This window comes from Paenibacillus tianjinensis, from assembly GCF_017086365.1.
Classification (GTDB): Bacteria; Bacillota; Bacilli; order Paenibacillales; family Paenibacillaceae; genus Paenibacillus_AQ; species Paenibacillus_AQ tianjinensis.
Genome location: NZ_CP070969.1, coordinates 1,854,579 through 1,866,553, shown reverse-complemented (window position 1 = coordinate 1,866,553; position 11,975 = coordinate 1,854,579). Strand labels below are relative to the sequence as shown.

The 11,975-nt window shown below is 51.3% G+C and carries 10 protein-coding genes; 3 read left to right on the top strand and 7 right to left on the bottom strand.

All coding sequences use genetic code 11. From position 1 onward, the window contains the following. Positions 1-115: 115 nt before the first annotated feature. Positions 116-940, top strand: a complete 825-nt coding sequence (locus JRJ22_RS08045; RefSeq protein ID WP_206103988.1) for a DUF2161 family putative PD-(D/E)XK-type phosphodiesterase — start codon at positions 116-118, stop codon at positions 938-940. Positions 941-1,543: 603 nt separating this feature from the next. Here JRJ22_RS08045 and JRJ22_RS08040 read toward each other — a convergent pair. Together JRJ22_RS08040 and JRJ22_RS08035 are read right to left on the bottom strand one after the other, a co-directional pair. Continuing rightward, positions 1,544-2,767, bottom strand: coding sequence for an aminotransferase-like domain-containing protein (locus JRJ22_RS08040; protein ID WP_206103987.1), 1,224 nt, complete (start codon positions 2,765-2,767; stop codon positions 1,544-1,546). Positions 2,768-2,834: 67 nt separating this feature from the next. After that, a complete protein-coding gene (locus JRJ22_RS08035; protein ID WP_206103986.1) occupies positions 2,835-3,491 on the bottom strand; it encodes a response regulator transcription factor in 657 nt (218 codons plus the stop codon). A gap of 284 nt (positions 3,492-3,775) precedes the next feature. On the opposite strand from JRJ22_RS08035, the gene JRJ22_RS08030 reads away from it, so the two are divergent. Then, a complete protein-coding gene (locus JRJ22_RS08030) occupies positions 3,776-4,183 on the top strand; it encodes a hypothetical protein (protein WP_206103985.1) in 408 nt (135 codons plus the stop codon). Next, positions 4,180-5,247 carry a phosphodiester glycosidase family protein gene (locus tag JRJ22_RS08025; protein ID WP_206103984.1) on the top strand — a complete coding sequence of 356 codons (1,068 nt, stop codon included), beginning with the start codon at positions 4,180-4,182 and terminating at the stop codon, positions 5,245-5,247. The genes JRJ22_RS08030 and JRJ22_RS08025 overlap by 4 nt, the downstream gene beginning before the upstream one ends. 351 nt (positions 5,248-5,598) lie before the next feature. Here the strand turns inward: JRJ22_RS08025 and JRJ22_RS08020 are convergent, their stop codons facing one another. The 5 genes from JRJ22_RS08020 to JRJ22_RS08000 all read right to left on the bottom strand — a co-directional run bounded on the left by JRJ22_RS08020 (position 5,599) and on the right by JRJ22_RS08000 (position 11,517). Next, positions 5,599-5,853: an AbrB/MazE/SpoVT family DNA-binding domain-containing protein gene (locus JRJ22_RS08020; RefSeq protein ID WP_054939706.1), complete on the bottom strand. Its 255-nt coding sequence runs from the start codon at positions 5,851-5,853 to the stop codon at positions 5,599-5,601. Positions 5,854-5,977: 124 nt separating this feature from the next. Then, on the bottom strand, positions 5,978-6,442 hold the full coding sequence (gene trmL / locus JRJ22_RS08015) for a tRNA (uridine(34)/cytosine(34)/5-carboxymethylaminomethyluridine(34)-2'-O)-methyltransferase TrmL (RefSeq protein WP_206103983.1): 465 nt from the start codon (positions 6,440-6,442) through the stop codon (positions 5,978-5,980). A gap of 135 nt (positions 6,443-6,577) precedes the next feature. After that, complete coding sequence (gene serC / locus JRJ22_RS08010; protein ID WP_206103982.1) at positions 6,578-7,666, bottom strand: 3-phosphoserine/phosphohydroxythreonine transaminase; 1,089 nt, start codon at positions 7,664-7,666, stop codon at positions 6,578-6,580. 108 nt (positions 7,667-7,774) lie between these two features. Continuing rightward, complete coding sequence (locus tag JRJ22_RS08005) at positions 7,775-8,659, bottom strand: hypothetical protein (RefSeq protein ID WP_206103981.1); 885 nt, start codon at positions 8,657-8,659, stop codon at positions 7,775-7,777. A gap of 119 nt (positions 8,660-8,778) precedes the next feature. Next, positions 8,779-11,517 carry a GH36-type glycosyl hydrolase domain-containing protein gene (locus JRJ22_RS08000; RefSeq protein WP_232381069.1) on the bottom strand — a complete coding sequence of 913 codons (2,739 nt, stop codon included), beginning with the start codon at positions 11,515-11,517 and terminating at the stop codon, positions 8,779-8,781. Between the last annotated feature and the right edge of the window lie 458 nt (positions 11,518-11,975).

Sequence of the window (11,975 nt, the reverse complement as noted above, 5' to 3'; positions counted from 1 at the left end):
CCTATGCGGCGAGCCCGGAATAGTTGACCTCTTTTTTGCTGTGCTATAATAGAGAATCATTAAAAAAAACTAGAACTTCACATATAATGTTAAATTAGGCGCAGGAGTGAGTACGATGGCAGTAAAACATGAAACGGAGCTATACGCTCCTTTGAAGGCATTTTTTGAGCGGCAGGGCTATTCGATCAAAGGCGAGGTACGGACCTGCGATCTGGTCGGCCTGCGGGAGGGGGAGGAGCTGCCGCTTATTGTCGAGATGAAAAAAACGTTCAACCTCGCCCTGCTGCTGCAGGGAGTTGAACGACTGCGCCTCAGCCCCAATGTCTACCTCGCCGTGGAACGAGTCCGTGACAAAAAAGGCGCGGTGAACCAGCGCTGGGGCGAGCTCAGCGGGCTGTGCCGCCGCCTCGGCCTCGGGCTGATCACTATCGTCTTCTACAAGACGAAGGCCCCGCTGGTCGAGGTGCTCGCGGAGCCGGGCGACGCGCCGCCCCAGGTCCGCAGCGGCGCACGGCGGCGCGAGAAGCTGCTCTATGAGTTCCGCGAGCGCAGCGGGGACTACAACACCGGCGGCAGCACGCGCGTCAAGCTCGTGACGGCCTACCGCGAGAAAGCGCTGCGCGTCGCGCTCGCGCTGCAGGCCCTTGAGGCCGAAGCTGCGCTCGGCCTCCTGGATGGGCGCGCTAAGCAGAGCCGCGCACCTAAGGCAGGCGCAGCGGCGCCTGCAGAGGGCCCGGCGGCTGCGCAGGCCCGGGCCGGCATCACGCCCGCCGAGCTGCGCCGGCGCAGCGGTGTGCCCGGCGCTGCGGCGATGCTGCAGCGCAACTACTACGGCTGGTTCACACGGGTGAACCGCGGCCGGTACGCGCTGACGCCGGCGGGCACGGCGGCGCTGCTGGAATATGCCGCGATCGCCGAGGTCAGCGCGGGCAAGCACTAAAAGCTTAGCAAAAGCAATCGTAACAGCAACATCCATCAGTAACATTGTCAATATCAGCACCTAAGCAATATCTACCCACCGTAATCCTCAGCAAATTTTGCACTACTTTCATTTTCACCAAATAAAAAGCAAGCCCTCATCTAACCAAGGGCTTGCTAGGCTAAGCATTCTGCAGCGGATTCACTTCAAGTTCATGCTAGCTGTCCGTATTTTGAGTTCTGCTGTATTTGGTACAACAGAATCCGGCTTAATGAGGGAGAAATTTGATTCTATTGTATTTTGTGCAGTTAAACTCCCCAAATCCAGCCCTCATCTGCGGTTTTCCAGAAATCTGGTGTATAAAGTGCAATAGAAACAATTTGTGAAGCCTGAAGTGGCGAATCTGTTGCACAAAATACAGCAGATGGGAGTCGTCAAAGCCAGCCATGTCATTTTACAGATAGGCATTTACGAATTGCCTCTTACAAGTTGCCTCTCACTGGTTGTCTCTCACTGGTTCGCCTTCACCGGTTCGCTTTACCTTCCTATTCGTCTTCCTGCTCCCGCCTGCCCTGCCGCAGCTTCATAATCGCTAGCATGCAGCAAGCCCAGGACGCAAACCTCTCAGCTCCGCGCAGTAAACTCCGTGACCGCCTCACTCATCAGGTTCATCCCCAGCAGCAGCTCATCCCGGCCGGGATGGCTGAAGTTAAGACGGATGCGGTTGCCGCCGCCATTGACACTGCATAGCTGGCCCGGCAGGAACGCGACCCCTTTGGCCAGCGACGCTTTGAGCAGTGTCATTGCATCAAGCCCTTCCGGGAGGGAAACCCACAGGAACATACCTCCCTCGGGCAGTGCATAGTCACTATGCTTCCAAGCCGGACGCTTCAGCAGCTCCGCCATGAGTTTCAGGCGGGTGTTATATTCACGGTTCAGCAGAGCGATATGCTCACGCAGATCAAATGCCGTTACATCCAGCAGGTGATGCAGCAGCCGCTGGTTCAGCGAGCTGGACTGCCAGTCAGCCATCTGCTTGGCAGCAGTCATCATCCCGACCAGCTCCCGGCTGCCGGCTGCCCAGCCTGTCCGTAGGGCCGGCGCAACCGTCTTGCTGAATGAGCCGATGTAGAGCACATGCCCGCCTTGGCTGACATTCTCCAGCGCATACAATGACGGATACCGCACGGCAGGCGATCCACCGGTACCGGCCCGCTGGAAATGCAGATCGCCATAGGAATCATCCTCTACGATCAGCACGTTGTTCCGGATGCACAGCTCGAGCACTTCCTTGCGCCGCTCCATACTCCAGAGAATCCCGCTCGGGTTCGTGTAGCTCGGTGTCGCAAATAGCATCTTAGGCCGGTGCTGGCGAATCTGGGTACGCAGATGGTCAGACAGCAGTCCATCCCGGTCTCCCTGTACCGGAATAATGACGGCACCCTGCATGCGGAGTGCCTGCAGAAAGCCCGGAGAAGTCGGATTCTCCACCAGCACACGGTCACCGGGATCGATATAGACCCGGGACAGCAAATCGATAGCTTGTTGACTTCCCGTTGTCAGAAGAACTCCGCCCTCCGGGGCAGCCACTCCTTTTCCCTTGAGCCAGTCCCCGGTTAGCCAGTCCCGCAGCGGACCATAGCCCTCAGGATCACCATATTGCAGTGCACTGGCATCAGCCGATATTACGGTAGAGGCCGTTTCTGCAAGCAGCGATAATGGGAACAATTCTTCAGCAGGCAGTTCTTCTGCCAGAGAGATTAATGTGCTGCGCCGCGTCTGTGTCCGGATACTAAGCAGCGGTGAAGATAGCAATGTATGCGCGCGGGCAGAAAACTCATATTTCATATGTTCCCCCCTTCCCTGGTACCAAGAATATTCCAGCCCGGCCGGCAATATGTCGCAAAGGCAGGGACTACGCGTAGATTTGCTTATTTTGCCTTGAGAAAAGCGCATACTTCTCGATAGCCTGAGCCCGAGTCGTTACTTCAAGCTTTACATAGATTTTCCGAAGGTAGTTATCGATGGAACGACGGCTTACCTCTATCTCCAAAGCGATCTTGTCGTAAGTAATTCCTTGTACAATCCGCTCCATTATGAACATTTCTGTCTGAGTCAGCTGCATAACGCCCTCCAGACTCCGTGTCGAGGTCACTGGACGGTATCCCCTTTGAATCCATTTCAGCGGAACCGACAGGAACCCTTCGCGCAGACTTTCAATCATTAAGAGCAGCTGGTTGGAGGAGGCTCCTTTGGACAGAACACCGCTGGCTCCGAGCTCCAATAGGGGCTGGAATAATTCCTGGTCATCCTCTTCAGTCATGATGATGAAATGTGAATGCTCTGAGCCATTTTTCATCTCCGGCAGCACGGATTCCACATTGCCCTCCGGCATTTGATAATCTGCCAGTACCAGATCCGGCTTAAGCTCCAGCACTTCTCTCACGCCCTCGCTCCAGGTGGAATACATCCCCTGAACGATAAGTTCTCCCCCCTCCTCCAAAATCAGCTTTGTACCCAGCATACTTGTGGGATGACAACCCACGATGACCACCCGCCAAACCTTCATCATTAACGCCCAGACCTCCTGCTATCTATATATTTACCCAGAGTGGAAAGCACTTTACGTTTCCGGCTACCACGGAAGCAAGGATGGTTGATGACTTATTGTTAGTTTCTTCCTTCTTTTACCTTGAATACGCCACTCAGATATTCCAATCTATAGAAATTGTATCGCAGTAGTTTAATAGGATGCAATTACTTTTTCTCGCTTTCAAACTTCCTTTCATTTTTGCGAAACTTGTAAAAGTCTGATAGAATGGGGACTTGAAAAAAATAGCTTGAGGTGATGTTGAAATGCAACCGCTAGCGGAATCGACCCCAGTACACTCGCGCCGCACTGCAGCGAGAAACGGCCCTTCCGTAAAATGGTTTTTACTGTTCTGGATTTTGATGATCGGAGTCGGCGTCTATGCCGTGTACAGCTACACCAACCATCTGAAGCAGCAGGTGCTTAGCGAGCTTAGCGCCCAAAGCCAGCAGCAGCTTACCGTTTTGAAGAGAGATTATGAATCACGAATCGCCGTTCTCTCCGAAGAAGTGAAGGAATTACAGAATACTGTGCAGACCTTTAATGAACTGCTTACTTTTACAAAGGATAATGCAAGCAACAAGACAGATAACAGCAACAAGCTGTATACGCAGCTGAGTGAAGTCAAGAAGCAGCTTGAAGCCTTGAAGAAAGAAATGGATCTGCTCAAATGATGACGCCAGTAAAACGAGTCAACCGGTTCTTCATGCTGCTGACGGCGCCTTTTATTGGCTTATTTATTGGTCTTTTATGGTACCAGCCGCCCCTAACCCTTAACCTGAACACCGATCAGTTTGCCGCAGAGCCGGGGCCGCTCGAACTGACAGCAGCGCTCAAAAAGGATCTTCTGCAGGCACAGAATTCAGCATCCTACACGATTGACGCCATCGGTGCCAGCGCCCAGCTGTATAAGAAGACTACTAACGCTATGAATGCGCTGGTCACTACAGCTGCAGCCCAGGCTTCCCGACCTGAACATATCTATAACCGGCGGATCACAACCCGGCTTGGCATACCTGCCGACGTCATCAGCAGTGACCGGATTACGATTGAATTATACCGGCTGAATCCCGGCAACTATAAAGCTTACGCCCTTAAGATCAGGCTGAAGGATGCTACAGCAATGAAAATGAGCCTGGCCGGAGACGGCACCGGTCAAGCTGAGACCACGATGCATGCCGTGGCCCGCTATGGTGCGGTTGCCGGGATCAACGCCGGAGGATTTGCCGATCAGGGAGGAAGACGGTACCCTTTGTCCACTACAATCGTAGGCGGCAAATATATATACGGTTTTGAACCGACCTACAAGGATCTCAGCTTCGTGGGCCTGAATAAGTCGGGCCGGCTCATAGGGGGCAAATTCACAAGCAAATCGCAGCTTGACCAGCTGGAACCGGTGTTTGGGGCAACCTTTGTGCCGGTTCTCCTTAAGAACAGTGTGCGGCAGGCGATTCCGTATAAATGGATGACCAGTCCCAAACGTGCCCCCCGCACCGTTATCGGCAAATATAAAGATGATCAGCTGCTGGTTCTGGTTGCGGACGGATATAACGAGAACGGAAACTCGGGGGCTACCCTGGAAGAAATACAAAACAAGCTGTGGAGCATGGGGGTGACCGACGCCTATAATCTCGATGGCGGCGGTTCCTCATCCCTTATTTTCAGAGGCAAAGTGATTAACGACCCGTCTGACGGAAATCTCCGGCAGGTGCCAACCAACTTCCTGTTCTTTAAATAAAAATCGGTGTCAATGCGGAATCTCACTTTTGCGCTTTTAATTTCAGCATGCGGCGGGTTATAATCTATGTAATTACTACAGTCCTTGATGGAGGTGTCCAGCATGTCGTTTTCCCTGACCTTTTGGATTGTCACCCTGGTATTCCTGCTCTTTCTGACCGGTATTCTAACCTCATCCTACAACGACGACAAAACCAAGGGCCTGTAACAGCTGCCGGAATATTCTTATATTCTAAAAAAACGCCGCACAATGTGCGGCGTTTTTTCAGCACTGGTCCACGACGGAAATCACGCAGCACCATACTATGTAATTATTTTCCTTGCCCGTCTTCTCCAGGAGAAAGCGGTATTACTAGGCGTGTCTTGGCAATTGCGTCATTTCTGCAAGGCATGCGGCGCAAATATAACGATCTTTATACTCGCTTACACCTTCCATAGATCCGCAAAATACACACTTGGGACGGTAGCGCTCCAAAATGATATGGTCGCCCTGTACCAGAATTTCTACCGGATCGCCTTCATTCATTTGGTACCTTTTACGCAGGGACTTAGGCAGAACAATTCTACCCAGCTGATCTACTTTACGAACTACGCCAGCAGGTTTCATATCTAACGTACACCTCTCCTGTTCAACAAATAATTAGTAGTCACTACTTATTTCGGCAGTATTCTTCTATTTCGTTACTATATTGTCGAATCCTGCTGAAAAAAACAAAAAAACATGTCTACTTTTAGAAAAGTTGCGGAAAATCCATTTGACGCAATGCTTCGTAAACAATAATCGCTGCGGAATTGGATAAATTCAACGATCTCACAGCTTCTCCCATCGGCATGCGCATAGCGGTTTCCTTGCCGGCTTCGATAATTTCGGGCGGCAACCCCTTGGTTTCCTTCCCGAATACGAAGAAATCCCCGTCCCGGAAAGCAAAATCCGTATAGCGCTTCTGAGCTTTTGTCGTGGCATAGAAAAAGCGTCCCCCGCTATACTTTTCCTGCACTTCCGCAAACGAATCATGATATTCGATTGTGACAGCATGCCAGTAATCAAGCCCTGCCCGTTTCAAGGTTGCGTCGTCGGTCCGGAAGCCCAGCGGGCGGACCAGGTGGAGATGGGTGCCTGTGGCTGCGCAGGTACGGGCAATATTACCTGTATTTGCCGGAATTTCCGGTTCAACCAGCACAATGTGTAATGCCATAATAGAATGTTCCTCTCTGTAGGCTTACCAGCCCTGTAATGTGGTGTAAAGTAACTTTGATTCTAAGCTGAGGGGCAGGCCCGTACAAGCAGAAAACCTCCCGCCTGCTGGCGGAAGGTCCGGGAATTTCATTCATTAGCCTTGAGTTTGCCGGAAATGATTCATGAAATCAGCAAGTGCCTTGACGCTCTCGTAAGGAACAGCATTATAGATGGAAGCACGCAAGCCTCCAACGCTGCGGTGGCCCTTCAGACCGACAAAACCTTCTTGCTCAGCAGCCTTGACGAATTGCTTCTCCAGCTCTTCCGACTGCATCCGGAAGGTAACGTTCATAATGGAACGGCTGCCTGCTTCCGCAACCCCGCGGTAGAAACCGTCGCTGCCGTCGATATGGTCATACAGCAGACCTGCTTTGTCACGGTTTTTGGATTCGATGCCGGCAAGCCCACCCTGCTCCTCGATCCATTTTAACACTTCATTAACCATATATACAGAAAAGGATGGCGGCGTATTGTACAGAGAGTTGTTTTTGTAATGCGTGTCATACCGCAGAATCGTCGGAATGTTCGAAGGTGAGTTGGCAATCAGCTCTTCCTTGGCGATTACAACGGTTACTCCCGAAGGTCCGAGATTTTTTTGAGCACCGGCATAGATCAGTCCGAATTTGCTGACATCAAACGAACGGCTCAGAATATCGCTCGACATGTCCGCGATCAGCGGAATGGAACCCGTATCCGGATACTCTGCATATTGTGTTCCTTCAATCGTCTCATTGGATGTGATGTGCAGGTATGCAGCGTTGTCGGCCGGCTTGATGCTGCTGAGCTCCGGAATCGCCAGGAACTTCTTGTCCTCTGAGGATGCGGCAACATGTCCGCCACCCAGCAGTTTGGCTTCCTTGAGCGCTTTGTCCGCCCAGCTTCCTGTCATAACATAGCTGCCGACCTGGCCGCTGGAGATGAGGTTCATCGGGATCATAGCGAACTGTGTGCTTGCTCCGCCTTGAACGAACAATACCTTGTAGCCCTCCGGATTGCCGAGCAGTGACAACAGACGCTCCTGTGCTTCATTATGCACGGATTCGTATATTGCCCCGCGGTGCGACATCTCCATAATGGACATTCCGCTTTCGCGGAATTCTACAAACTCCGTTTGTGCGCGTTCCAATACTTCAAGCGGCAGCGCCGCCGGACCTGCATTAAAATTGTATGCTCTCTTGCTCAAATTGCTCCCCACCCTTTCTCTCCTACGAATATGGATATCGATATGATAGCAGCATTCTAACACGCCAGCAAGTATAATTATTCACATAGAACGTAAGATCACTGCAGTTCAGATCGTGAAAAATTGATAGCTGCGGCGCCAACCCTTGCTGTGACGCGGTAAAATGCTAATGTCCGCAAAAACTTCGGGTGAAATTACATGCCGCTCACCCCAGAGCGCCATCCGCTCCGGACGGAAATTCCCGCTCTCACGGATACCAACTCTGCTAGGATGATGAATCAGTTCCCAAAAAAATACGGCATCCGAATGCTCCCAACCTGCCAGCCTGCAGTAGAAGGGACGTCCCGGCTCTGTATTCCAGCCCAGTCTGTCCCCGGATGTATGCAGCAGCTCAGCCGTAAAGGAGGACTCGGGCGCCTCAACGACGGCTGTTCCAGGCAGCCTTAGTTCATAGCCTTCCCCGGTGAGCCTGCCGTTAATTCCTATAAAGTTATGAATATATTCCTCCGTATGCAGCGGCTTTGTTCCTTTATTCTCCAGCCTGTAGTCAATATTTAGCCGGACACCTTCCAGGGATATACGCTTGGTCAATAGCATGCTGTACCCCCGGCACTCCTCGGGAAGAATTGTATACGTTATCTCTTGCTCACTGTTTTCCACGCTTATCTTGAAGGGAGTTAAAGGATAGGTTCGGCTAAAATCATAAGCTTCCTCATCTAGCTTTTGCAGCAGGCCTACGCCTGGCTTAGGAAACCATTCTCCAGCAGCTGCTTCGTCATACCCAATTGCCCGGGAAATGCCGAACTCGTTGCATAGTCCGACCCCGTTGCTGCCGTGTCCGGGTACAAGGCTCTCGGGAACACAAAAGGTATGTTTGCCCTCCTCCAGAGTGACTTGGGTTATAAATCCGGTCCAGTCAAACCGAGTACCGTTATAGGCTCCGGGTTCCGCAATCTCAACAGTAAGGACGCCGTTCGAGAGAATGTTAGACATTTGTTGTTCTCCTTCCTTTCTCCATTGCTGATTACATCTATAATACTATTTCATCAGATTCAAAAAGCGCCTGCAGCGCCATATCCGGCGGAACAGGCGCTCCTGTTAACCTTGTATACTTAAGCCAGAGCGATTTGCAGCAGATGAACTTGCCCCTCCGGCAGAGCACTCAATACATCGCGCGGGATCATAACACCTTCTGAGACGCGCTGAAGCGTCACCTCAGCGCCGTTCAGCGTTACAGAGTGTATTTGATACTCCCCGTATCCGGCGCTGCCTGTGGACGTATAGACGACTTCCAGCTGGCGGTCTGCAAAAAGGGTCTTGATTGACGCTTTGCCCTCCTGATCAAACTGCTCTTTAACAAGCTTCGGCTCAAGCAGCAAGTCCCCGAGCTGTCCTTTCACACCAAACACCTCGGTTACCATTGTCAGCAGCAGCCAGCTGGCCGAGCCGGTCAAATAGGTGTACATGCCCCTGCCCTGTTCATTGATATACTCTGGAATGCCGGGATACATCCGGCTAAGCTCAAAATTCGCACTTAAGTTATATAGCGAATCCAGCACCTTGCGTCCTTCCTGCACATAGCCGCGTTTATAGAGCGCATTTCCGTACATTACGGTCATATGACTGAACATTGCCCCGTTCTCCTTATGCCCAAAAGCAAAACCGAATGCACGCCCTAAATTCTGCTGAATGCCGCCAAAATTGGAATTCAGCCGGTAGCCGATTTTCTCGTCAAACAGATTGCGTTCCACAGCTGTGATGATGTGCGGGATCTGCTCTGGTCCCGCGGCATGGCCAAGCAGCGGGAATACCTGTCCTGTGAGCGTCATGCGGACGCCTTCTGCCGTTTCCCCTTCCACCCGTTCACCATCATTGTTGTAATAACCGTTGAACCAGCCGTCGCCATGCTCGCTTTCTACCCACTCATTGTCGCGAAGGTGGTTAAAGATCCACTCTGCTTTTCGAGCCAGGTCATCTGCCACCTGCTCAAGATCCAGGTTAGCACGGACTCCGCTAACCACATTTGGCGCAGCGGCATAGAAGCGGCTCAGCCGTTCCAGCTTCGCTGATACAGACGAATAATCCACCGCATCTCCCAATGAATCCAGCAGCAGCACCATTTCTTCAGCCAGTTCCAGCGTCTTCTGTCCAGTGCGTTCTTTCAGGGTGCGCAGCAGCAAGGAGAGTTCATACAGATTGCTGGCATAGAAGGCGGTAAAAGTAACGCTTTCCCCGCGCTGGGCCGCCATATCCAACCCGTCATTCCAGTCTGCACCTTCCAGCAGAATATTGTTATGCTCGCCTACATTGAAGAATGGCACCAGATTCTGCAGCAGAATATGCTCCAGGATGGTTCCTTTATAAATGTTCCCGGCTGCTGTCCGCAGACTGCTGCCTGCGGCTGCTTCCCAGGAGCTGTCACGCTCACGGCAGCGGCTCATGAAGGAATCCCGGAAATAGGTCTGCTCCTGCAGCAGGAAGTCCAGATCGCCGCTCTGATTCAAGTAGAGCATCGTGGTCATCAACGGCCAGGCCCCGTGATCCATCCAGACCCGCGGAATGTTGTTGCGGTCGGCGATGAATTCGCCCGGTTGCTGGCCGATAATAGTCGCATTACTTCCGTCGATTCTTACACCGGCATAATTATTCAGCAGGAGGCTGCGTACATCGCCCGGCTCCATAATGAGCAGGGCCAGACAATCCTGCCACAGATCGCGCCAGCCTCGGCCGCCTCTTCCATAATCATGGTATGGCAGAAAAGAGTTTCCGTACAGCCTGCGGAGCACCGGCTGCAGCGTAACCCATTTCATCCATTGGTCAGCGGCATCATCGCCAGTGTGAAATTCCACCGTATTCACTTTATCCGCCCAGTATAGCTTATTCTCTTCCAGATGCGCGTCAAAAGCACCGGAAGAACCGTACTTGGACATCAGTCTGGAGATATCGATCCGGTCGCTCTCTATCGCCAGCACAACTACATACGAACGGCTCTGCCCCGGCAGCAGCGATGCAGAGGCAAATCGTAATCCGCCCAGTGCTTCATAGCCCTCTTTATGTATGCCACCGCCATGACCGATTTGCGGTTCCGCATTAAGGACGACCGCTTCCGGCCAATCCAGGCTGCCTCCCTCACCGATAAAATCCTCCTGCACAGGGAAGAAGCCGGCTGGCTGCCCCCCCTCCTCTTCAGCTCCAAACACACCGTAAGATGTATGATTAACCCGATGGCCCCGTTCGTCAAAGGAAAGAGCCGGCTGGACTTCGACACCATGAGCTGACGTATATATCCGGTTCAGCAGAGAAGTAACGTGGCGGTGATCCCGCAGATCATCTGCTGAGCGCGCATACATTGGAATGGCTGCGGTCGGTGTGATCTTGATCTCCTCTGTTCCCGTATTCGTCAGTACTACTTTCATCAGTTCTACTTTGTCTGTACCGATAGGGACAAAGCTGGTCACTACCGCCTTAATCCCTAGCTCTTTATTCTCCCGGGTTACCCGGTGCCACAGCAAACCTGCTTCGAGCAGCGACTCATCCGCAGAATCCGCGTAGGCCTGTGCATGCTGGCGGGCAGAATTTCCAGCCGCCGACCAGGCTCCTTTACCCTCTACATAGACCCAAAAATTACGCGACCCTCTGGAGTTATGTAAATCCTCCACTGATATTGGCGGTGTCAGGAAGGTATTATGCCCTGTAGTTACTTGACCGTGAAGCTGTGGGCTGATGGAGGACATCATTCCTCCTTCATTGACCAAGGGAAAATATAAAAAGCTGCTCCGGTCAGGGTGTTTAAGACTGAACTCTCCATTGCTCCCGGTGAAATACCAGTTAGGTGTGCTCTTTTGATTCAATGTGTTCATCCTTTCTATCGATGAGGCTAAATTGGCGTACTCATTCATACCGAAACCGATTTCGGTATTATTATTACATCGTTATTTATTATTGTAAAGATAATTCTTACACTCGCTTTATAGCATACAAAATTACCAGATAAAATAGCGATATATCAATGTCTTCATGCGATTATACCAAATATTTTTATTAAAAATATTGTGTTTTAAATTACCGAAATTATTTTCGGAACAGCTCTTAACTGATCCAAAGTCAGAAATTCACAATCATAATATCTATTATTTATAGGGTGAATAAGTAGACACGGATTATAGCAAGCGCACTCTTTTCTATTTTTTCTATAAAATAGATATGTATCAACCAGATTTACGAAAACTTTCGAAAATGTATGACATGCAAAGGCTAACGACTTTTATCAGTAAATTATGCTAACGCAACAGAAGCCTCTGAGGCTAAT

Coding starts and splice junctions, on each gene's coding strand:
- JRJ22_RS08040 (WP_206103987.1), bottom strand. CDS start 2,767: ATGAAATATGAGTTTTCTGCCCGCGCGCATACATTGCTATCTTCACCG.
- JRJ22_RS08045 (WP_206103988.1), top strand. CDS start 116: ATGGCAGTAAAACATGAAACGGAGCTATACGCTCCTTTGAAGGCATTT.
- JRJ22_RS08035 (WP_206103986.1), bottom strand. CDS start 3,491: ATGATGAAGGTTTGGCGGGTGGTCATCGTGGGTTGTCATCCCACAAGT.
- trmL (WP_206103983.1), bottom strand. CDS start 6,442: ATGGCATTACACATTGTGCTGGTTGAACCGGAAATTCCGGCAAATACA.
- JRJ22_RS08005 (WP_206103981.1), bottom strand. CDS start 8,659: ATGTCTAACATTCTCTCGAACGGCGTCCTTACTGTTGAGATTGCGGAA.
- JRJ22_RS08025 (WP_206103984.1), top strand. CDS start 4,180: ATGATGACGCCAGTAAAACGAGTCAACCGGTTCTTCATGCTGCTGACG.
- JRJ22_RS08030 (WP_206103985.1), top strand. CDS start 3,776: ATGCAACCGCTAGCGGAATCGACCCCAGTACACTCGCGCCGCACTGCA.
- JRJ22_RS08020 (WP_054939706.1), bottom strand. CDS start 5,853: ATGAAACCTGCTGGCGTAGTTCGTAAAGTAGATCAGCTGGGTAGAATT.